The organism is Rothia nasimurium (assembly GCF_928392795.1).
GTDB lineage: Bacteria > Actinomycetota > Actinomycetes > Actinomycetales > Micrococcaceae > Rothia > Rothia nasimurium_F.
The window spans coordinates 15,588-37,860 of sequence record NZ_CAKMTJ010000010.1 but is presented as its reverse complement, the minus strand read 5'-3'; the positions used below and the strand labels follow the sequence as shown (position 1 = coordinate 37,860).

Genomic DNA, 22,273 nt, shown 5'->3' with positions numbered 1-22,273 from the left:
GAGTCCCAGCCCTTATAACACCTCCACACGCAAAGACCGCTGGCCCCTTCCCTCTCGGGATGGGGCCAGCGGTCGTGAAGCCGGGGCGGGCGTCCGCACCCCTAGTTCTTGGGGCGGACGCCTACCGCCGGTTAGGCGCTGCGCTCGGCGTGAGCGGTGCGGGCACGACGTACCAGGTCCTGGTACTCGTTCTCAGACTCAATCAGCTCGTCGCGGTACTTCTGCGGAATCTCGCGGGACTTAGCCACCTCAGCATCAAGCTTGCTCTGAATCTCAGCGCGCTCAGCCTCAGAAGCATCGGCGGGCAGGTTCAGGTACTTCTCAGACAGGGTCTGAACACGCTGGATGGTTGCCAGAGCACGGCCCTTCGGGCTGTAAAGAGAAGCCAGAACAGTGATAATCAGAACGCCTACAATAACAGCAAGTGAGAGCTCAATTCCAACTTCAACAACGTGAACCGGCTGACCATCATTAACAAACGGCAGCGTGTTGGAGTGAAGAGCGTGCAGCAGCAGCTTCACACCGATGAAGGCCAGGATGATGGACAGGCCCCATGAGAGGTAGATGAGGCGGTCCAGCAGGCCGTCAATCAGGAAGTAGAGCTGACGCAGGCCCATCAGGGAGAAGGCAGTTGCGGTGAAGACGATGTAGGCTTCCTGGGTCAGACCGAAAATCGCGGGGATGGAGTCCAGGGCGAAGAGGATGTCGGTACCACCGATTGCGACCATGACCAGCAGCATGGGGGTCATGACCTTCTTGCCGTTCTCTACGGTGAAGAGCTTATCGCCGTCGTAGTAGTCAACGGTGTGGAACATCTTCTTGGCAAGGCGCACGACGAAGTTGTTGGCCTCGTCCTCTTCTTCCTTGTCGGTGATTTCACCCTTGATGAGGTTACCGGCGGTGTAAATTAGAACCAGACCGAAGAGGTAGAAGACCCAGCTCCAGCGCTCAATAGCGGCGGCACCCACCAGAATGAAGGCGGTACGGGCAATCATGGCAAAGATAATGCCGAAGAGTAGGACCTTCTGCTGGTCCTCACGCGGCACGCGGAAGGAGGCCATGATAATCAGGAAGACGAAGAGGTTATCAACGCTCAGGGCCTTTTCGGTGATGTAACCACCGTAGTATTCAGCCGCGAACTGGGGGCCGTCCCAGAAGAGGATGACCAAGCCAAAGAGCAGGGCGATACCCACGTAGACGGCTGACCAAATCGCGGCCTCTTTGATAGTGGGTTCGTGTGCTTTACGCACGTGGAAGAAGAAGTCATAAGCAAGCAGTGCCAGGATGAACGCAATCGTTACACCCCACTGCAACCCAGTGATATGCATTGGGAGCCTTTCTTGTGGTTGGGGTTTGCCAAAATCCACAAGTCTCTCCCACCACCTCTGTGGGTGGTTTCCTGCCCCGGTTGGGCGCCTTCGATCAACGTGCTGACGATGCAGGAATTAGTGGGATACTCCCTTGCTCGGTCTACAACTATAACCCATCTTCTTACTTTTGAACAGACGCGCGGGCGTCCTTAAGGCCGAGCACGATGGCACAGGCCAGGAGCAGGACGGCCGCGCCCGTCCAGGCAGCGGTAAAGCTAGTTGCCTGCGCGGCGGCTCCGATAGCGAGAGAGCCCAGCCCGGTTCCCACATCAAAGTGGGAGTTCCAGGCGACAGAGGCGCGCTGGGTGGCGTCCGGCCCACCAGCGTCCGTCAGGGCACGCACCATGGTGACAGACTGTAGGAAGCCGTAGCCGAACCCGATCAGGGTTGCACCAGTCAGGAGGAAGATGACTGAAGGCAGGCTCGCGCCATTGACCCAGCCGACAAAGGCGACACCCAAGGCCGTGAGGGCCAGCACCGGAGTCATGAGAAGGCGGGTGCCGAACCTGTCGGTGAGAGAGCCGCCATAGAGGCGGGTGGGGGTTGCCAGGGCGCAGAGCAGGAGCAGGGCCCCGGTCGCCAGAGTGGCAGTGGGGGCGATTTCGGTGGAGAAAGTCATGAAGGCACCGCCGACGCTGGTGACAAGTGTGAGGGTCAGCAGTGCGGGCCAGATGCGGGCGATGATGGTTGCGGTGGAAGTTGCAGGGGTAGCGTCACTCCCCTGCTCACCGGCCCTTTGTTCTTCCATGAAGTGGTCAACCAGTCGGCCTAGCTGCAGGGCGAAGGGAGCTGCAATTGCAGCGATTGCCCCGGCTGAGATTACCGAACGGTAACCGAAGGTATCGAGAGCCCAGGGGGCGACGGGTGTGAAGAACATCTGAGCACCTGCAGCTGCCAGCCCGTAGAGCCCGACGGCCCGCCCCCGGTACTCGACAGGAATGAGGTAGGACATAGCCGATGAGCAACAGACGGTGACAATACCGAAGCCGATACCGCGCAGACCCGAGGTAATAAGGACGTTGAGCAGGTCTGGGCTCAGAGCCTGAATGAGGGAGGGCAGCCCCATAAAGAGGGTACCCACCGGCAGCACGAGTGCCCAGGAGAAGCGGCGGGTGAGGGCGGGGACGCTGAACTGGGTGGCTACGGTGACAGCCATCAGTACCGCGTTGGTGGCACCCGCGCCCAGGGAACCTGCCCCACCTGCGAGCGCCCACGCCGGTGAGGCGGGGAGCAGGATAGATAGACTGCAAATGGTCAGCCCGAAGGTAAGCAGAATCTGGGGCATACCCGGCATGCGGGCAACGCTGGGACGCGCGGCTTTCTGGCTCATCAAACCTCCCGGGGTGGTGCTGACACAAACTGCACCAGTCTACACTAAGCCCGCGAGCTTCTAAAGACACCCGGGGGCTTAGGCGTGCCCAGCTTCCTGCATAGCGCGTAGCTCCTTCTTCAGGTCGGCAATTTCATCGCGCAGGCGGCCCGCCAGCTCGAACTTGAGCTCTTCGGCGGCCTGCATCATCTGGGCGTGCATCTCTTCGATCAGACCCAGCAGGTCTTCGGCGGGAGCTGCCGCAAGGCCGTCCTGACGCACCCGGGCCTCTGCCTTCTTGAAGAGCTCTTCAGCTTCGGGGCTGGTCGCCGCGTACTTGGTGCCCTTCTTAACCGGAGCCAGCTTGCCCGAGGCCCCCTTGCGGGCGGCAAGGAGCTCTGCGGTGTCTTCTGACTCGCGGGCCAGGACGTCGGTGATATCGGCAATTTTCTTGCGCAGAGGCTGGGGGTCGATGCCGTGCTCGCGGTTGTAGGCCTGCTGGATCTCGCGGCGGCGGTTGGTTTCGTCGATAGCGGTACGCATGGAGTCGGTGATTTTATCAGCGTACATGTGCACCTGACCGCCCACGTTACGGGCGGCTCGACCGATGGTCTGAATCAGGGAGGTGGTGGAGCGCAAGAAGCCCTGCTTGTCAGCGTCCAAAATGGCGACCAGGGAAACCTCGGGCAGGTCTAGGCCCTCACGCAGTAGGTTGATGCCCACCAGCACGTCGAAGACGCCCTGGCGCAGCTCGCTGAGTAGCTCCACACGGCGCAGGGTATCAACGTCGGAGTGCAGGTACTGCACCTTAACCCCGTGCTCCAGCAGGTAGTCGGTGAGGTCCTCAGCCATACGCTTGGTCAGGGTCGTGACCAGCACGCGTTCGTCACGCTCTACCCGCAAACGGATTTCTTCGAGCAGGTCGTCAATCTGCCCCTCGGTCGGCTTGACCACAATTTCGGGGTCGACCAGGCCGGTGGGGCGAATAATCTGCTCCACTACCCCGTCGGCCTGGGCTAGCTCGTACTTGCCGGGGGTAGCTGAGAGGTAGACGGTCTGGCCGATGCGGTCGAGGAATTCCTCCCATTTGAGGGGGCGGTTGTCCATGGCTGAGGGCAGGCGGAAGCCGTGCTCAACCAGGGTGCGCTTGCGGCTCATATCGCCCTCAAACATGGCACCGATCTGGGGAATGGTTACGTGGGATTCGTCGACGATGAGCAGGAAGTCATCGGGGAAGTAGTCCAGCAGGCAGTGCGGGGCTGTGCCGCGAGCGCGCCCGTCGATGTGGCTGGAGTAGTTTTCGATGCCGTTGCAGAAGCCCATCTGCTCCATCATCTCAAGGTCATACTGGGTGCGCATGCGCAGGCGCTGGGCTTCAACGAGCTTGTTCTGGGATTCGAGTTCTTGCAGGCGATCACGCAGCTCGTCCTCGATGGACGCAATGGCTCGGGCCATGCGTTCGGCGCCGGCTACGTAGTGGGAGGCCGGGAAGACGTACATTTCGGTTTCTTCGCGGATGACCTCGCCGGTGAGCGGGTGCAGGGTGTAGATAGCTTCGATTTCATCACCGAAGAACTCGATACGGATCGCGTTTTCTTCGTACATGGGGATGATTTCGACGGTATCGCCGCGGACGCGGAAGGTGCCGCGGTGGAAGTCTAGGTCGTTGCGGGCATACTGCATGGAGACGAACCGGCGCAGCAGCTCGTCCCGGTCGATTTCTTCGCCCTGGCGCAGGGTCACCATCTGGGCAACGTATTCTTCGGGGGTGCCCAGGCCGTAGATGCAGGAGACGGTAGCAACCACCACAACGTCGCGGCGGGTCAGCAGGGAGTTGGTGGCGGAGTGGCGCAGGCGTTCGACTTCTTCGTTGATGGAGGAGTCTTTTTCGATGAAGGTGTCGGTCTGCGGCACGTAGGCTTCGGGCTGGTAGTAGTCGTAGTAGGAAACGAAGTACTCAACAGCGTTGTTGGGCAGCAGCTCGCGCAGTTCGTTGGCCAGCTGGGCAGCCAGGGTCTTGTTTTGCACCATGACCAGGGTGGGGCGCTGGACGGCCTCGATGAGCCAGGCAGACGTTGCAGATTTACCGGTGCCGGTGGCACCCATGAGCACGATGTCTTTTTCACCGTTCTGGACGCGCTCGGTCAGCTCCGCGATTGCCTTGGGCTGGTCGCCAGCCGGCTGATACTCGGAGACAACTTCAAAAGGTGCAACGACGCGGTTAATTTCTTGGGCAAGGCTCATGCCCTCTACCCTACCGAAAAACCCCCGACAAAACTAGAACATATGTACTAGTTTCATCGGGGGCTAACAAGCGGTCGCTCAGACCTTACTTCTTCGGGTCGATGTCGGTAGCGGGCAGGTCACCGGTTACCACAGCGGTGTGGGTGCCCTGCTCTTCAGCCGGCTTGGAGGCTGCCTTCTTCGCGGCGGCGTCCTCAGCAATATCTTCGGCCGTTACCACAGGAATCTGACCGGTGTTGGGAACCAGACCCTCGAACTCGGGTTCGGTACCCAGCTCGTACTCGGGGCGAATAGTGACCTCTTCAATCGACGAGAAGTCTTCCTGAGCACGGCGGTGGTATTCCTCGATGGGGATAACCTGCTTCCACTGGCGGGTGCGCATGGGAGGCAGCTCACCGGCGTCCTCGCGTAGGGCGCGCACCAGCATCCACATCTGCATGAAGCCGATAAGCCAGACCGGGAAGCCGATTACAATAATGACGTTCTGCAGGGCGGTCAGACCGTTATCGCCTGCTGCTACCAGGATGGAAGCCGATACAACGCCGATGGAGGCAGCCCAGAAAATACCCTGCTTCTTGGGGGCCGGGTCCTCATGGCCGTTAGCAATCGCGTCCATGACCAGGGCTGCTGAGTCAATGGAGGTGATGAAGAAGATGGTAATCACCACCAGGGTCACCGCAGCGACTAGCTGGTAGAGCGGGAAGTGGCCCAGGAACTCGAAGAGGGCAGCGGGAATGTCACCTTCTTCCGCCACGGTCTGCACCAGGGTACCGTTTTCATTGCGCTCGATATTGAAAGCGCTCAGGCCAAAGACACCAACCCACATCAGGGTAAAGGTGGTGGGGGCAGCCAGTACGCCGACAACAAACTGACGGATGGTGCGGCCCTGGGAAATCTTGGCGATAAAGAGGCCAACAAAGGGCGCCCAGGTCACAGTCCAGGCCCAGTAGAAGACCGTCCAGGAGCCAATCCAACCGGTATCTGCAAAGGCGTCGTTGAAGAGCATCATCACGGGTAGCTTCTGCAGGAAGTAGCCGGCTGACTCGATGGTGCCCAGGGTGACGAAGCGGGTTGCGCCGGTCATCAGAATGAAGATCATCAGGGAAATAGCCAGCAGAATGTTGATGTAGGACAGGCGCTTAACGCCCTTATCCATACCCATCAGCACCGAGGTAATACCGGCGGCAGTAATCACAGCAACGATAGCGGCCTGAATCCAGCCACCCAGGGGCACACCGTACATGATGCCCATACCCGAGTTAATCTGTAGGGCGCCCAGACCCACCGAAACCGCAATACCGAAAACGGTAGAAACGATAGCAACCGAGTCGATGGTCTTACCGATAGGGCCGTGGATGCGCTCACCCAGCAGGGGCTGGAAGATGGATGAGACGCGCGGGGGCAGCTTGCGCTTGTAGGTAAAGTAGCCGAAAGCCAGGGCGGGAATAGTAAGAATAATCCAGACGCCCAGACCGATGTGCCAGTTAGCGATGGCGAGCGCTTCGAGCGCTGCATGATCCGACTGGGGCTCTACCCCGTCGTAGGGCGGGTTGGCGTAGTGGGTGATGGGTTCTGCCGCACCCCAGAAGAGCAGGACGGCACCAACACCAGCTGCGAAGAGCATACCGAACCAGGCAAGACCGGAGTACTCGGGTTCAGCGTCGTCATCACCGATTTTGATGCGGCCAAAGCGGCTCATCGCCATGTAAATCAGGAAGAAAAAGAAGATGGCGATACCCAGGGTGTAGACCCAGCCCAGGTAGGTGATGATGAAGTCAGAGATAACACCAATGCCATCTGACATGGCCGTTGGGAAGATCATCATCAGCAGGGTGAAGACGATGATAAAGAGTGCAGATGAGAAGAAAATGACGGGGTTGGTTCGCAGCCCTAGTCTGTCGTGTAGCTTGTTCAGCACAGGATTATCCCGGTGGAAGTATGTGTGTGACCGTGCGGGCCCCTTGCATCCACCGCCCGCACAGCGGCTGCCCGGTCTCTGGGCAACGTATCAATGATAAGCGGGCTTGGGGTTGTTTTCCAGGAGAGATAAGTCTACTTGATTTTTATACTTTTCCTTGTTCTCGCCTGTTTCCACTGGTCACAACCGGGTTTTTTAGACCAAAAGTTCAAATACTCCTTGCTAAAAATTTATTCATGTAACGAACCGGCTGTGATTTTGGCAAAGACCTCGCGCACCTGCGCAGCGGTGCGCTCTAAACTTCCCGAGTTATCAATGACCCAGGTGGCAATAGCCCGGCGCTGCTCGTCGCTGGCCTGCGCAGCAATGCGGGCGCGGGCGTCCGCCTCGCTCATACCGCGCATCTCAACCAGGCGGCGTAGCCGCTCCCCGTGCTGCGCCTCTACCACAATCACCGCATCAAAGTCTGCCGCCTGGCCGGTCTCGGCCAGCAGGGGGATGTCCTCAACAATAACGGCGCCCTCCCCCAGCTTCTGCACCGCCGCCTCACGCTGCCGCGCGGCTTCAGCCCGCACCGCCGGGTGCACGATGGCGTTCAGGCGGGCACGGGCAGACTCGTCCGCAAAGACCAGGGACGCCAGGGCAGCCCGGTCAAGCTCGCCGGTAGGGGTCAAAATGCCCTCGCCAAAGGCGCGGACGGTCTCAGCCAACACCGCCCGACCCGGCTCCATCAGCTGACGGGAGATAGCATCGGCGTCAATCAGCACAGCCCCGCACTCCACCAGCATCTTCGCCACCGTCGACTTACCCGACCCGATACCGCCGGTCAGACCAATTCTCGCAACCACAGGCGTCCTTTCGTCTCTAAGCATCGGGTACGGTACCCGCTCCCACCAGCCTACGCGCCCCACCGACTGCACACTAGAATAGACACCATGACTGATGAAACCCGCGCCAACCGCTACACCGTGCTCGCCACCCGCACCGAGACCCGGCACCTGCTAGAAATCAAGCGCAGCGAGTTCATCGGCTATGTTCAGCGCGTGGAAACTGAAGAAGAAGCCCGCGCTTATATTGAGTCCAAGCGCAAGGCCTACCACGATGCCCGCCATGTCTGCTCTGCTTTTATCATCGGGGCAGACCGGCAGACCCAGCGCTCCAACGACGACGGCGAGCCCGCCGGCACCGCAGGGATTCCCATGCTCCAGGCCCTGCTGGCCCGCCGCACCGAAGGGCGCAAGGGCGAAACCACCGACCTCTCCGATATCTGCGCTGTGGTGGTGCGCTATTTCGGTGGCATCAAGCTGGGTGCCGGTGGGCTAGTGCGTGCCTATACGGACGCAGTGGTCGCCACCCTAGACGCCGCTCCCCTGGTGCCCCGCGAACGCCTGCGGCTGGGAACCGTTACCGCCTCCCACGCCGAAGCAGGACGCTTCGAGAACGACCTGCGTGCGCTGGGCTACACGGTACTGGGTACAGATTACACAGCCAGCGGCGCCCACATCACCCTGGGTGTTTTTGATGATGCGGCAACCCGCGCCCAAACAGAAACGGCCCTGGCCGAGCTGACAGCCGGCGCAGGGCACATTTCGTGGGGTGAAACCCAGTGGGTTGATTTAGCCTAGAAGATTGCTGAAATAGCCAGCACACCTACCGAGCCGATAGCGGCTGAGATGGGCAGGGTGATGATCCAGGCAAGGGCGATGGGTCGCATGAGCTTCCAGTTAGCTGAGCGGTTGACGATACCGACGCCCAGCACCGCACCGATCAGGATGTGAGTGGACGAAACGGGCAGACCCAGAACAGACGCAGCCATGACCACACCGGCAGCGGCCAGCTCAGCGGCAAAGCCCGATGAGGGGTGCATCTTGGTCAGGCCGTGACCGACGGTAGCAATCACGTTACGACCCACAAACCAAAGACCCACGATGAGGGCGATACCGAAGGCCACCAGAGCGGGCATAGGCACGACGGCCTCGTCGCCAATGGCACCGGTCTTGAGCACATCAAGAATTGCCACGAAGGGGCCGATAGCGTTGGCGATATCGTTGGCACCGTGGCTAAAGGCGAAGGCAGCTGCGGTGAAGACCTGCAACCAGGCAAAGATGGTAAAGGTGGCGCGGGAGAGTTCCTGCTTCTGCAGGCTGCGGGCAAAGACGGAAACACTCACCCAGGCGATAGCCGCAACCATCACCATAATCATGACGTTACCCATGGTTGAGATACCCAGCTCCAGGTTATCCAGACCCTTGAAGAGCAGCATGGCTGCAATCAGAGCCGCACCAAAGGCAGCCAGGATAGGCACATAAACCTCAAGTGCCCGGTGGGAGTCAGCACGCTTAGCCTTCTGGTCAAGCTTGTGCACCTGGCGGTAGTACTCGCTCTCGGGGGCCGCGGGGTCAAGCTTCTTGAGCTTGAACTTCTTCTTGCGCAGCATAGCGTTGGAGTAGGCGTCCTGCTGCAGGTCGGTGATGCGCTGGAAACCGTCGTGCGGGGTGTGGGCTGCGCGCTCTTCTTCCTGGTGCTTCTTGATTTCGAGCATGGCCGCATCGACCTTCTCGTTGTAGCCCAGGATGTACTTCTTGATGAAGCCAAAGAGAACCCAGGCGAAGAGACCGCCCAGGAGCGGTGAAAGAACCCAAGAAATGGCAATCTGGCCGATCTTGTTCCACTGCACCATGTCCATACCGCCGGTTCCGGTGGTAAAGCCAATGGTCAGGGCCGCACCCACGATACCGCCGATGATAGAGTGGGTGGTAGAGACGGGCCAGCCCATCTTGGTGGCGACCAGCAGCCAGATAGCTGCGCCCAGCAGGGCTGCCATCATGATGTAGACGAACTGCATGGGGTCCAGGTCGATAGCACCCAGGTCGACGATGCCTGAACGCACAGTGTCGGTGACCGACCCGCCAGCGATCACAGCGCCCGATACCTCGAAGACAGCCGCGATGAGCAGGGCCTGCTTGATGGTCAGGGTACCCGCGCCCACGGAGGTTCCGAAGGAGTTCGCTACGTCGTTACCTCCGATATTGAAGGCCATGAAGAGACCCAGGAGGACGGCTGCGATAAGGACGAGGGTGCGAGCTGACTGGTCGACGTAGTTGAGGGACCAGAGTGTAAAGAGTGTCAGTGAGACAGCCATGAGGCCGCCGAAGGCGAGGTGCCACCATTTGTCGGTGGTGTCTCGTTGCAACGCGGGGGTTGCGAGATGTGAACCCGAATTCGCGCTGGAATCCACGAGTCCCCCTTTGAGGTTGTGTTCATACGGTCTTAAGGCAAAATTTGAGCCCTGTTAATAGTCTGGGGAAAAGGTTAACGCAAGGTTAACTAACCCTAGCCTGAGCATGAACTATAGGCATGACGCCCGCCTCTACGCCCTCACACGCACGTTGCACCCTACAAACAAGGGCCCCTCCCACCCGAAGGTGGAAGGGGCCCTTGATTGCTGTGACTAATTCAGAGAATTAGTTACCGGTCAGCTTCTTACGTAGCTCAGCCAGTGCCTCATCGGAAGCCAGGGTGCCGGTTTCGGCAGGCTTCTCGGATGAGTATGAGGTGGGTGCAGCTTCGGCGGGAGCGGACGCGGGGGCAGCAGCTGCTGCTTCTGCGTCGGCTTCGAGAGCCTTAGCAACCTGTACCTTGTGAGCTTCCCAGCGAGCCTGGGCGTCAGCGTACTGCTGCTCCCATGCTGCACGCTGGGTTTCGAAGCCTTCGAGCCATTCGTTGGTCTCGGGGTCGAAGCCCTCGGGGTACTTGTAGTTGCCTTCTTCGTCGTACTCTGCAGCCATGCCGTAGAGAGCGGGGTCGAACTCGGTGGACTCGGGGTCTACACCTTCGTTGGCCTGCTTCAGTGACAGGGAGATGCGGCGACGGTCGAGGTCGATGTCGATAACCTTGACGAACAGTTCGTCACCGACGGAGACAACCTGCTCTGCCAGGTCCACGTGGCGAACGGCGAGTTCGGAGATGTGGACGAGGCCTTCGATGCCGTCTTCAACGCGAACGAATGCGCCGAAGGGTACGAGCTTGGTGACCTTACCGGGTACAACCTGACCCAGTGCATGGGTGCGAGCGAATGCCTGCCAGGGATCTTCCTGGGTAGCCTTCAGTGACAGTGAGACGCGCTCACGGTCGTGATCAACTTCGAGGACCTCAACGGTGACTTCATCGCCAACTTCGACAACCTCTGAGGGGTGGTCGATGTGCTTCCAGGAGAGCTCGGATACGTGGACGAGACCGTCAACGCCGCCGAGGTCAACGAAGGCACCGAAGTTAACGATGGAGGAGACAACGCCGGTACGGACCTGGCCCTTTTCGAGCTGGTTGAGGAAGGTTGAGCGGACCTCTGACTGGGTCTGCTCGAGCCATGCACGGCGTGACAGAACAACGTTGTTGCGGTTCTTGTCGAGCTCGATGATCTTGGCTTCGATTTCCTGGCCGATGTAGGGTGCCAGGTCGCGGACGCGACGCATTTCGACGAGTGAAGCGGGGAGGAAGCCACGCAGGCCGATGTCGAGGATAAGACCACCCTTGACGACCTCGATGACGGTACCGGTAACGACGCCGTCTTCTTCCTTGACCTTCTCGATGTCGCCCCAGGCGCGCTCGTACTGTGCGCGCTTCTTGGAGAGAATCAGGCGGCCTTCCTTGTCTTCCTTGGTGAGGACAAGAGCTTCAACGGTGTCACCAACAGAAACAACTTCGTCGGGATCTACGTCGTGCTTGATGGAAAGTTCACGTGAGGGGATGACGCCTTCGGTCTTGTAGCCGATGTCGAGCAGTACCTCGTCGTGGTCAACCTTGACAACTTCGCCTGAAACGAGATCGCCGTCGTTGAAGTACTTGATGGTTGCGTCGACTGCTGCGAGGAATTCTTCTTCGTTGCCGATGTCGTTGATTGCAACCTGGGGAACGTTGGTGCTCATAGAGAGTAGGGCTCCAATATGGATAGTTTTCTAGGTCAATACAGGCAGGGCCTTACTGGGTCCCGCGGTGTAGCTTGTGGCTGTGGGCGGGGTAAGGTCCGCATGGTTCTCTGTATTGAGCGTTGATACGGACAATATGATGTGCGGATGCGGCGCACGCCAAAGCGGGCACTGTACACGCACAGATTCAAGTCTAGGGCGCGTGCGTGTGCCGGTCAATGGTTTGGTGGGCGTTTTCACCGCGTGTTCACGGGAAAGTGGGGTGATGTTGGTCTTAACCCGCGCCCGGGTGTGTTGCACCGGCGTCCGCGCACCTTTTGCCCGCCCTGCTAGTGCCCTGCCTCGTGCCAGGAGCGGCCCCAGCCAACCTGGACGTCCAGGGGGACACGCAGGGAGGCGGCCCCGCTCATTTCTTCAACCAGGATTGCCTCGGCGAGCTTTTCTTCACCCGCGGCAACTTCGAGGATCAGTTCGTCGTGCACCTGCAGGAGCATGCGGCTGGCGAGGTTTTCGCGGCGAAGGCGCTCGTCGATGTTGATCATGGCGATTTTGATGATGTCGGCGGCCGTGCCCTGAATGGGTGAGTTGAGGGCTGCGCGTTCGGCGGCTTCACGGCGCTGACGGTTGGACGAGGCCAGGTCGGGCAGGGCGCGGCGGCGGCCAAACATGGTCTCGGTGTAGCCGGTCTTGTGGGCCTCGCGCACGATGGAGCGCAGGAACCTGCCGACCTTACCAAAGCGCTGGAAGTAGTTGGTGCGCAGGCTGGTCGCTTCGTCCACGCTAATGCCCAACTGCTTTGACAGGCCGAAGGGTGAGAGGCCGTAGGCAAGGCCGTAGCTCATGGCCTTGACCCTAGAGCGCATCTCGGGGGTCACATCTTCTGGCGCTACCCCGAACACCTCTGAGCCAACAAAGCGGTGCAGGTCCTCCCCCGCCTGGTAAGCGGCGATGAGGTCTTCGTCGTCCGACAGGTGCACCATGATGCGCATTTCGATCTGGGAGTAGTCGGCGGTCAGCAGGGTGGTGTAGTCGGTGCCGTCGACCGGCTCGGGTGCCACAACAAAGGCGTCGCGGATCTTGCGGCCTTCTTCGGTGCGAATCGGGATGTTCTGCAGGTTGGGGTCGGTTGACGAGAGGCGACCGGTAGCTGCGACATTCTGCTGGTAGGTGGTGTGGATGCGGCCGTCCGCTGCGGTTGCCTTACCCAGCCCTTCAACGGTCTGCTTGAGCTTGGTGTAGTCGCGGTAGGTTTGCAGCTCGCCCAGGAAGGAGGCCCCCTGGCTGTCGGGGTCTACCTGGCCGAGGATTCCCGCAAGCGAGTCGGCGTCGGTGGAGTAGCCGCTCTTGAGCTTGCGGGTGGTCGGCAGGCCCAGCTCGTCGAAGAGGACGCCCTGCAGCTGCTTGGGGGACGAAAGGTTGACCTCGTGACCCAGAATCTCGTAGGCCGCGTCGGTGGCGCGGGTGACGTGTTCGCCGTAGTAGCCCTTGAGTTCCGAGATGGCGCTGGCGTCGATTGCTACACCGGCGATTTCCATGCGGGCCAGGGCGGACGCAGCCGGCAGCTCAATTTCTTCATAGAGGCCGAGCTGATTTTTAGCCACCAGATCGAGATGCAGAGCGTAGGCCAGTTCTTGGACGTAGCGGGCAGCAAGAGCCTGGTAGTCGGTATCGATGGTAGGTTCGAGCGAGAAGAGCTCCCCCTGGTCTTCCTGTTCGGGAGCGGCCGGGTAGGTCTGCCCCAGGTAGTCGCGGGTGAGGTCTTCGAGCATCTCGCGGTGACCGCGGCGGCGGGCGGTGGGAATGAAGCCACAGACGTAGGACGAGAGCACCGGGTCTTCGATGACGCCTGCTAGGGGCAGGTCGTAGGCGGCTAGCGACTTAAAGTTCTGCTTAACATCGAAGGTGATTTTGGGGGCGGACGCGTCCCCCAGCCAGTCGCGCAGAGCCGTGCGGATGCCGTCCGCCTGCTTCTCAAAATCAAGGTAGGCTGCGCGGGCACCGGCAACCAGCATGAGGCCGTGCAGGGCCTGGCCGTGGGCCACCCCCTTTTCACCGGCCTGCTCATCAACCACAGGCCAGAGGGTGATGGCCTGCGCCAGGCGTTCAGGTACTTCGACCGACCGTTCAACCGCCGCGAGCGCTTCGGGGGCAGCCGCCAGGAAGGCGGTGAGGTCGTCCGCGCTGGTGAGGGTCTCAACCATTTCAATATCAATCTCAACCGCAGGTGTAGCTTGCTGCATGCCCTCAAAGAGCTCAGCGACGCGCTTGCGAATAGAATTGAACTCCAGGTAATCAAAGAGCTCTTCAAGCTCCTCAGCGTTAGGGCCGTAGCCCTTGGCATCATCAAGGGTTACAGGCAGGTCAAGGTCGTCCACCAGGCGGTTGAGGCGGCGATTGCGCAGCACGTCGTCGATATGCTCGCGCAGGGCCTCACCCTTCTTACCCTTAATCTTCTCGGCATTGTCCAGCACACCCTTGAGATCGCCGTATTCGTTAATCCACTTGGCGGCAAAGCCAGGGCCCACACCGGGCACGCCCGGCAGGTTGTCCGCCTGCTCACCAGTGAGGGCAGCAAGATCGGGGTAAAGGTGAGGTGCAACCTTATACTTTTCCTCGACGGCAGCCGGGGTCATGTAGCGGATACCCTTGGTAGGGCCGGTCGTGACCGGGTACAGCACAGTAACGGTATCGGTCACCAGCTGGAAGGCATCGCGGTCACCCGACACAATCTGCACCTCAAAGCCAGCCTCCCGCCCCTGACGGGTGTAGGTAGCGACAATATCGTCAGCCTCATAGCGCGGCAGGGTCACCGAAGGAATGTTCAGGGCCGCCAGGGCCTTCTGAATCAGCTCAATCTGACCAAAGAACTCCTGTGGGGTTTCATTACGCCCACCCTTATACTCACCGTATTCCTCGGTGCGGAAGGTTCCGCCAGAGAGGTCAAAGGCCACAATAATGTGGCTGGGCTGCTCATTTTTAATCAGAGAAATCAGGGTTGAGAGGAAGCCATGGACCGCGTTGGTGTGCTGGCCCTCAGCATTCACAAAGACATCCACCGGGGTGCCGTAGAAAGAACGGAACGCCAGGGAATGCCCGTCAATGAGCATGAGCTTACCGGGTGCAGGTGCAGAAGTTTCAGGTCTAGTCATCACGCCTACCATCCTACCGTCTGCCCCTGCCCTACGATTGAAGGCAGACAATCTCCCCCTATTTTCTAAGGAGCACCCATGACCGAGACCCGGGAGCAGGACGCCCGCTACCAGCAGATACTTGAACGGCTAGGCGCGGGGGCCCTGGCGCAGAAGCTGGGCATCACGATTCTCGAAGCCTCCCCCGAACTGACCGTCGCCACCATGCCGGTGGAGGGCAACACCCAGCCGGTGGGCCTGCTTCACGGGGGTGCTTCTGCCGCCCTGGCAGAAACCCTGGGATCTATTTCCGCTTTTCTTTCGGTGGCAGAGCAGAAGAAGGCTGCTGTGGGCGTTGATTTAAACATCACCCACCTGCGCTCGGTTCGTTCCGGAACCGTCACCGCGACCTGCCGGGCAGTCAAGCTGGGCCGCACCGTCTGCGTCCACGCCATCGATATCACTGACGAGACGGGCAAGCTCATTGCTACCGCCCGCATTACCAACAACATCATCGACCTGCCCTAGCAATCTGCCCCTAGCTATCTACCTCAGCCCCGGCGTCCGCCCCTTAGCTCCGGGCGCCTCTGGCAGCGTCCTGATAAACTGGCAGTCCGTGCAAACGCACACAAGACCACACAACACCAAGGAACCCCATGAAGAAGATTCCTCTGCTCGTGTGGATTATCGTCGCAATCATCGGCGGTATCCTCATCGGTGCCTTCACCCCCGGCCTTATCTCCGGCATCAACGACGCCCTGGGAACAGCCATTCCCACCGACTTCGTCGTCCAGCTCTTTGTCTCCTTCTCCACCGTCTTTAGCGCCTTCCTGAGCTTCGCGATTCCGCTGATTATCATCGGCTTCATCGTGCCCGGTATAGGCTCACTGGCCAAGGGCGCAGGCAAACTGCTCGGCACCACCGTAGGTCTCTCCTACGCTTCATCTATCGCAGCGGGCTTCCTTGCCGTGACCGTGGCCCACTTCCTCTACCCCATCATCCTTAGGGGCCAGCAGCTCACCGCCTTCGAAAACCCCGAAGAAGCCCTCTCAGCCGGCTACCTGGAATTCACCCTTGACCCCATCATGTCGGTCATGAGCGCCCTGATTCTGGCCTTCATCATGGGCCTGGGCATCACCGCCCTGAACAGCAAGAACATGCTGAACCTCTTCCAGGACTTCCAGACCATCATCGAAAAGCTCCTGGGCTACGTCATCATCCCCCTGCTGCCCGTCCACATCGTCGGCGTCTTCGCCAACATGACCATGGCAGGCCAGGTCGGCCAGATTCTTGCGGTCTTCGGCAAGGTCTTCATCATGGTCATCATCCTGCACTGGGTCATGCTGGCTATCCAGTACACTGTCGCCGGCGCCGTCTCCAAGCGCAACCCCATCACCATGCTGCGCGGTATGCTGCCCGCCTACTTCACCGCAATCGGCACCCAGTCATCAGCCGCCACCATCCCCGTGACCGTGGCGTCCGCTAAGAACGTGGGTATCAAGGGCAAGATCGTGGACTTCGCAATCCCCCTCTGCGCCACCATCCACCTCTCAGGCTCCATGATTACCATTACCTCCTGCGCGGTTGCCGTGGTGTACATGACCAGCGGCTCCCTCAGCTTCACCGCCATGATCCCCGTGGTTCTGGTTCTGGGCCTCATGATGGTTGCAGCCCCCGGCGTGCCCGGCGGCGCCGTGATGACCGCTATCGGCCTGCTCCAGTCCATGCTGGGCTTCGATGAGTCCATGATTGCCCTGATGATTGCCCTTTACCTGGCCCAGGACTCCTTTGGCACCGCCACCAACGTCACCGGCGACGCCGCTATCGCCTCACTCACCGAGCGCGTGGCTAAGGCCTTCGGCGCGGACGAGGACGACCTGCCCGAGGCCGACGAGCGCGACGGCAGCCTGGCAGCAGCCCACTAACCTCCAGTTCACGAAAGGCCCACCATGACCGCACGCCGCAAACTCATCGGCAATATCTTCCTGGTACTGACCCTCATCTTCACGGTGACGGCCCTGAGCCAGGGCGGCCTCTGGTGGGCCGCTGTGACTATCAGCGCCGCCATTACCCTCTGGGGAATCGGAACTAAGAGCGACCACAAGGACGCCCTCTAACACCCCATAAGAAGGGGCGGACGCCTACCCCACCGGCAGGCGTCCGCCCCCCTTCTTTTGATACAGCAAAGCCCGCTCCAGCAATACGCTGGGGCGGGCTTTGTTACAGGCTAGGGGTGCTGCCCTACTGAACCTGCTTGACGATGGTTTCGGCGACCTCGCGCATGGAGAGGCGGCGATCCATGGAGGTCTTCTGAATCCAGCGGAAGGCCTCGGGCTCACTCAAGCCCATCCTGGTCATCAGCAGGGACTTAGCGCGGTCAACCAGCTTGCGAGTCTCGAACTGTTCCTTGATGCTGGTGACTTCATCCTGAAGGGCACGGATCTGCTCGTAGCGGCTAATTGCCACCTCGATGGCGGGAATCAGGTCGTTGGGGGTGAAGGGCTTAACCACGTAGGCCATGGCGCCTGCTTCGGTGGCACGGTCTACCAGTTCTTTCTGGCTGAAGGCGGTGAGCAGGACGACCGGCGCCAGCTGCTTCTCGCTGATTTGGCCGGCTGCTTCGATGCCGTCCATGATGGGCATGTTGACGTCCATGAGCACCAGGTCGGGGCGGTGCTCCTCAGCCAGTTCTACAGCCTTTTTGCCGTTGTCGGTTTCGGCGATGACGTTGAAGCCCTGGTCTTTGAGGATTTCGACGATGTCGAGGCGAATCAGCGCCTCGTCTTCAGCGACGACGACGGTGCGTGCGGGCTGCTGATCGTGGTTCTCGGGCTCCTGGGTGGTCTGCTCTGACATACCCTGCTCCTTAGGTCGTTTCAGCGTTTAGTTGAGGTTCGCTATCTATTTTCGCACGCGCACAACCTTGTGGGCGTGCATGCAACGGGTGACGGTGCGTACCCTCATCGATTCCTATCTTAGTCGGGGGCGGGTTCTTTCTTCCAGGGTGAGGGCCGATTGGCTTTTAGCGGGCAAAAACGTGTATTGTAGAAGAGCTTTCGCACTTGCCCAAGTGGCGGAATTGGCAGACGCGCCGCACTCAAAATGCGGTTCTTCGGAGTGTGGGTTCGAGTCCCACCTTGGGCACCATAAAACGCCTAGTCAGAGCGATACAAACCCTCTCCCGTTGACGGGAGAGGGTTTTTTGTTGACATGAGAGCCCTATTCGCGGGTTATAGGCAGAAAAGTGTGTCCCACCCCGGGAATTTTTGAGGTGGGTCTGAGCGCTGATGTCGGTGCGGGCTTGGCCAGGTACTGCCGGGGGTTTTCTCACAGTGCAGCCCTTGTGCTGTCTGCCTTCATAAGTGAGCGTGCGTGATATCGCTGAGCGTGTATTTGCCCGGTGCACGTTCGGCGATTTGGTGCACGCTCACAGGCACGGGCGCGGGTGGTTCCGGCTCTGGTTTTTCCGTCTCGTTTGGTTCGGTGGTTGCATTTCAGGCAGGGGCTAACGTGCGGGGCTGATTTTCTTGTGTTCTAGCGAGTGGGGACACACCTTCTGTCCTGCTAACCCAAAAAACCCGCCCGCCCCGTGATGGGGCAGGCGGGCTGGTGAGGAGACAAGACCGAAGCCAGGCTTTGATCTTGTGGTTCCTACGGCGGTTCGATTCAAAACCAAATCTCCGGTCCTGAATCACCACAACAAGTCTACACCTGTCAGTCAGGTTAAAGTTCATTCATCAATCACAATAGGCAACTGTGACCCCTATATGACGAAGGACTTTCCCACAGGCAAGCGGTGCCAGCAGGCGTCCTAACCCTCTGCTGCCGCTTTGAGGCGGGCCAGCCCGCGCTCAAAATCAGCACCGATACGCTTTTGCATATTAAAGACCTTGAACATTACCTTCATCATCAGGTTCTGCTCGCCGCTCATCGACCAGGCAACTGCGGTACCGCCCTCGGTAGGCTGCAGCTTGAAGTGGCTACGGTTCTTAGCGGCCCAGGGCTTGATGAATTCAATATCAACCTCAACTAGGTTGTCCTCTACCGTCACTACGGTCATGCGGCCCTCACCGGCCTTCTTGTTACCAGCCCAGGCCATCTTTGCACCGACGCCTCTCTCGGCACCCGAGTAGGTCTGCTGCATGGCGGGGTCTAGCTCCTGCCAGGGCGACCAGTCTTCCCAGGCGTGCAGGTCCTCAAGCAGGGAGCGGACGCGCTCAAGGGGCGCGTTGATAACGGTGGAGCGAGTGAGAAAAGTATTTGTCATATCAACTAGTCTACAGAGACAAGGGCCCCGCCACTTCAGGTTTTGAAGTGGCGGGGCCCTTAGCGTGGCTTCACGGAGCCGTTTATCTCTTAGTCAGTGAAGGGACCGACGGTTTCGCGAGCTTCAGGCAGCACAGCGCCGGCGTCATCAAGGTCACCAACGCGGTGAACCTTGACGGTGTTGGTGGAGCCTGCAACGCCGGGAGGTGAACCGGCAGCCATGACGATCATGTCGTTGGCCTGAGCCAGGCCGTTAGCCAGCATGTAGCGGTCGACCACGGCGGTCATCTCGTCGGTGTCCTTAGCGGTGGGTGAAACCGCTGCCTCAACGCCCCACAGCAGGGAGAGGAAGGCACGCACGGAGGGCTCGGGGGTCAGGGCAAGCACAGGCTTGGCCGGACGCAGGCGGGCCAGACGGCGGGCTGTGTCACCGGACTGGGTGAAGGTGGCGATGTACTTAACATCCAGCTGGTCAGCGATGTTGACCGCTGCGCGGGTGATAGCGCCACCGCGAGTCTTGGGTGAGGTGCCCAGCTCGGGAACGCGGAAGAGGCCGCGCTCTTCGGTGGACTTGATGATGCGAGCCATGGTCTGGATGGTGATGATGGGGTACTTACCCACTGAGGTTTCACCGGAGAGCATGACGGCGTCGGCACCGTCGAGGATAGCGTTCGCGCAGTCAGATGCCTCTGCACGGGTGGGGGTGGGGTTCTGGATCATGGTTTCCAGCACCTGGGTTGCCACGATGACGGGCTTTGCCCAGCGGCGAGCCAGTTCGATGGCGCGCTTCTGCACCAGGGGAACCTCTTCGAGGGGGAACTCCACACCCAGGTCGCCACGGGCAACCATGATGCCGTCGAACCTGTCGACGATATCCTGCAGGTTTTCAACTGCCTGGGGCTTTTCAATCTTGGCGATGACGGCGATCTTACGGCCTTCTTCTTCCATGATTTCGTGAACGCGCTGGATGTCGTCGCCGGAACGGACGAAGGAGAGAGCGATGATGTCCACGCCCAGGTTCAGGGCGAAGCGCAGGTCACGCTCGTCCTTCTCGGTGAGGGCGGGGATGGAAACAGCAACGCCGGGCAGGTTGATGCCCTTGTTGTTAGAGATGGGGCCTCCGACGATGACGCGGGTAGTCACGGTGGTCTCGTCAACCTCAATAGCTTCGAGGCGGATCTTGCCGTCGTCAATCAGCAGGGTGTCGCCGGGCTTGACGTCACCGGGCAGGCCCTTGAAGGTGGTGCCGCAGATTTCCTTGGTGCCTTCAACATCTTCGATGGTGATCTTGAAGGTATCACCGGGTTCGAGAACCTCAGCGCCGTTCTTGAAAGTTTCGAGGCGAATCTTGGGGCCCTGAAGGTCAGCGAGAATCGCGACGTTGTGACCAAGCTTTTCGGCCTGCTCGCGGATGGTTGCGTATGAGTTAGTGTGAACCTCGTGGTCACCGTGGCTCATGTTCAGGCGGGCGACATTCATGCCCGCTTCGATAGCCGCTGCAATTTTCTCGGGTGCAGAAATTGCGGGGCCAATAGTACAAACAATCTTTGCGCGTCTCATCAATCAACCTTAGGTTTGTAGGGGTCTGAGAACCTTTGGTGTGGTTTCTGTCGGTAGCGGATTGACCACCGCCAACAACCAACATATTCACAGATAGTCAGCATGAAACCAACATGTCCACACCTCATTATACGTTGTTTCGTGAGGTTTTGGTGGAGGCATCGGGCACTTTCTGTGTAAATATTCGACATAAACCCCACCAAAACACACATAAACAGTCACAAACAAACAAAATCCGTTATCTAGCTTGTCAGCTTTGAGAGCACACGCCCCGGGCGCGTATCCTGAATGCAGAAGCCCCGGTAAGCCACCGGCCCGCAAACAAACGAAAGAGTGCCCATGCCTACCCCCAACGTCCTGATCCTCTTCGGTTCAACCTACGGCCACACCGAACGCTACGCCCACTGGATCGCAGAAGACCTGCGCGCCCACGCGTCCGCACCGCAGGTGACCCTCTCCCCCGTTGCCGAAGCAACCGACGAGATGATCGAAGCAGCCGACGTTCTCATCGTCGGTGCCAGCTATCTAGGTGGCTTCCTCACCGGTGCCCCCACCCTGCGCAAGCGCCGCGAAGCCATGCTCACCGTGCCCAACCGTGTCTTCTACACCGTCTCCTTCAACGGCACCGAAGTCTACCCCCGCTCCTACCTCGATGAGCGCGTCATGAAGAGCTACAAGGCGGACGTTGCCGGCGACCGCCCCGCCTTCCACTTCCGCGGGGGCCTCAAGATGGACGAAATGTCCAAGCTGCACAAGACCGCCCTCACCGGCGTCAAGACCGCCTACAAGCTCAAGCCCAAGCAGAACGAGTACGACAAGCAGCTCATCGAAGCCTTTGAAAACGGCGGCGCCGACCACACCAACCGCGACTGGACCAAGCCCCTGATCGCCGAGGTCGAAACCTACCTGACCAACATCGCCGCCTCCTAGTCATGAAAACTCTTCTCATTGCCTACGGTAGCCAGTACGGCTACACCGAGCAGTACGCCCGCTGGATCAGCCAGCAGCTAGAGGGGCGCTTTACCACCCAGCTACTCCCCGTAGACCAGCTAACCGAACGCGCTGTAGCCGACGCGGACGTCCTGGTGGCGGGCCTGAGCGACTACGGCGGGTTCCTCACCGGCGCCCAGGAGCTGAAAAAGTACGAGCAGGAACTGAGGGTCAAACCCTTTGCCCTCTTCACCGTCTCGTTCAGTGGCTTGGCGGGGGCAAGCCAGCAGAAGCTCGATGCCCTGCTGGCCAAGAATCTGGGTGAGAGCCTGGTTCAGGACGCCCTCGGCACCTACCACCTGCGCGGCGGGCTGGACCACACCCGGCTTTCTTTCAAGCACAAGACCGTGATGGTGGGCATCCGCTCGGCCATCGCAGCCCTGCCCAAGAAAACTGAAGCTAACCAGCAGATGCTCGACAGCTTCACCCGCAAAACCGTTGACTACTCCAGTCAAGAGCAGGTTAAACCGCTGGTCGAGGCAGTAGCCGCCCTGGCCTAATGCAAGACCAAGGCACCTACAGAAAACCGGCCCCGCCCCAGAGATTCTGAGGCGGGGCCGGTT

Annotated in this window: 17 protein-coding genes and 1 tRNA gene; 7 read left to right on the top strand and 11 right to left on the bottom strand. The window is 59.9% G+C overall.

Annotation, left to right across the window (positions count from 1 at the left end; genetic code table 11):
- Window positions 1-131: 131 nt before the first annotated feature.
- The 5 genes from L6963_RS10455 to coaE form a co-directional block, all read right to left on the bottom strand.
- Window positions 132-1,328 carry a TerC family protein gene (locus tag L6963_RS10455; RefSeq protein ID WP_237206865.1) on the bottom strand — a complete coding sequence of 399 codons (1,197 nt, stop codon included), beginning with the start codon at window positions 1,326-1,328 and terminating at the stop codon, window positions 132-134.
- Between the two features lie 163 nt (window positions 1,329-1,491).
- Entirely contained in the window at window positions 1,492-2,700 is a 1,209-nt protein-coding gene (locus tag L6963_RS10450; RefSeq protein WP_237206866.1) for an MFS transporter, read from the bottom strand.
- A gap of 78 nt (window positions 2,701-2,778) precedes the next feature.
- The gene (gene uvrB, locus L6963_RS10445) at window positions 2,779-4,923 is read right to left on the bottom strand and encodes an excinuclease ABC subunit UvrB (RefSeq protein WP_237195817.1); all 2,145 of its coding nucleotides are present in this window, start codon (window positions 4,921-4,923) and stop codon (window positions 2,779-2,781) included.
- An 85-nt stretch (window positions 4,924-5,008) separates the two neighbouring features.
- The gene (locus tag L6963_RS10440; protein ID WP_237206867.1) at window positions 5,009-6,841 is read right to left on the bottom strand and encodes a BCCT family transporter; all 1,833 of its coding nucleotides are present in this window, start codon (window positions 6,839-6,841) and stop codon (window positions 5,009-5,011) included.
- Window positions 6,842-7,071: 230 nt separating this feature from the next.
- Entirely contained in the window at window positions 7,072-7,713 is a 642-nt protein-coding gene (coaE, locus tag L6963_RS10435) for a dephospho-CoA kinase (protein ID WP_237206868.1), read from the bottom strand.
- Window positions 7,714-7,776: 63 nt separating this feature from the next.
- Here coaE and L6963_RS10430 point away from each other — a divergent pair, with 63 nt between their 5' ends.
- Window positions 7,777-8,466, top strand: coding sequence for an IMPACT family protein (locus L6963_RS10430; protein ID WP_237206869.1), 690 nt, complete (start codon window positions 7,777-7,779; stop codon window positions 8,464-8,466).
- On the opposite strand, the gene L6963_RS10425 is transcribed toward L6963_RS10430, so the two are convergent.
- The 3 genes from L6963_RS10425 to polA form a co-directional block, all read right to left on the bottom strand.
- The gene (locus L6963_RS10425) at window positions 8,463-10,079 is read right to left on the bottom strand and encodes an inorganic phosphate transporter (protein WP_237206870.1); all 1,617 of its coding nucleotides are present in this window, start codon (window positions 10,077-10,079) and stop codon (window positions 8,463-8,465) included. The two genes, L6963_RS10430 and L6963_RS10425, sit on opposite strands and share 4 nt — an antisense overlap.
- Before the next feature lie 226 nt (window positions 10,080-10,305).
- The gene (gene rpsA / locus L6963_RS10420; RefSeq protein WP_237185579.1) at window positions 10,306-11,766 is read right to left on the bottom strand and encodes a 30S ribosomal protein S1; all 1,461 of its coding nucleotides are present in this window, start codon (window positions 11,764-11,766) and stop codon (window positions 10,306-10,308) included.
- A gap of 329 nt (window positions 11,767-12,095) precedes the next feature.
- On the bottom strand, window positions 12,096-14,915 hold the full coding sequence (polA, locus tag L6963_RS10415; protein WP_237206871.1) for a DNA polymerase I: 2,820 nt from the start codon (window positions 14,913-14,915) through the stop codon (window positions 12,096-12,098).
- Between the two features lie 78 nt (window positions 14,916-14,993).
- Between polA and L6963_RS10410 the strand changes: the two genes are divergently transcribed.
- The 3 genes from L6963_RS10410 (at window position 14,994) to L6963_RS10400 (ending at window position 17,011) form a co-directional block, all read left to right on the top strand.
- Window positions 14,994-15,422: a PaaI family thioesterase gene (locus L6963_RS10410; RefSeq protein ID WP_237206872.1), complete on the top strand. Its 429-nt coding sequence runs from the start codon at window positions 14,994-14,996 to the stop codon at window positions 15,420-15,422.
- 128 nt (window positions 15,423-15,550) lie between these two features.
- Window positions 15,551-16,819 (top strand): dicarboxylate/amino acid:cation symporter, encoded by a 1,269-nt coding sequence (locus L6963_RS10405; RefSeq protein WP_237206873.1) that lies wholly within the window; start codon window positions 15,551-15,553, stop codon window positions 16,817-16,819.
- A gap of 24 nt (window positions 16,820-16,843) precedes the next feature.
- A complete protein-coding gene (locus L6963_RS10400; RefSeq protein ID WP_185173005.1) occupies window positions 16,844-17,011 on the top strand; it encodes a hypothetical protein in 168 nt (55 codons plus the stop codon).
- A gap of 124 nt (window positions 17,012-17,135) precedes the next feature.
- Here the strand turns inward: L6963_RS10400 and L6963_RS10395 are convergent, their stop codons facing one another.
- Window positions 17,136-17,750, bottom strand: coding sequence for an ANTAR domain-containing response regulator (locus L6963_RS10395; protein WP_237195800.1), 615 nt, complete (start codon window positions 17,748-17,750; stop codon window positions 17,136-17,138).
- 208 nt (window positions 17,751-17,958) lie between these two features.
- Between L6963_RS10395 and L6963_RS10390 the strand changes: the two genes are divergently transcribed.
- Window positions 17,959-18,041: transfer RNA gene (locus tag L6963_RS10390), tRNA-Leu, on the top strand.
- Between the two features lie 664 nt (window positions 18,042-18,705).
- Here L6963_RS10390 and L6963_RS10385 read toward each other — a convergent pair.
- Together L6963_RS10385 and pyk are read right to left on the bottom strand one after the other, a co-directional pair.
- Entirely contained in the window at window positions 18,706-19,161 is a 456-nt protein-coding gene (locus tag L6963_RS10385; RefSeq protein ID WP_237206874.1) for an SRPBCC family protein, read from the bottom strand.
- 89 nt (window positions 19,162-19,250) lie between these two features.
- Complete coding sequence (gene pyk / locus L6963_RS10380) at window positions 19,251-20,720, bottom strand: pyruvate kinase (protein ID WP_237206875.1); 1,470 nt, start codon at window positions 20,718-20,720, stop codon at window positions 19,251-19,253.
- A gap of 339 nt (window positions 20,721-21,059) precedes the next feature.
- On the opposite strand from pyk, the gene L6963_RS10375 reads away from it, so the two are divergent.
- Window positions 21,060-21,650, top strand: a complete 591-nt coding sequence (locus L6963_RS10375; protein WP_237206876.1) for a flavodoxin domain-containing protein — start codon at window positions 21,060-21,062, stop codon at window positions 21,648-21,650.
- Between the two features lie 2 nt (window positions 21,651-21,652).
- Window positions 21,653-22,210: a flavodoxin domain-containing protein gene (locus tag L6963_RS10370; RefSeq protein WP_237206877.1), complete on the top strand. Its 558-nt coding sequence runs from the start codon at window positions 21,653-21,655 to the stop codon at window positions 22,208-22,210.
- Window positions 22,211-22,273: the final 63 nt, after the last annotated feature.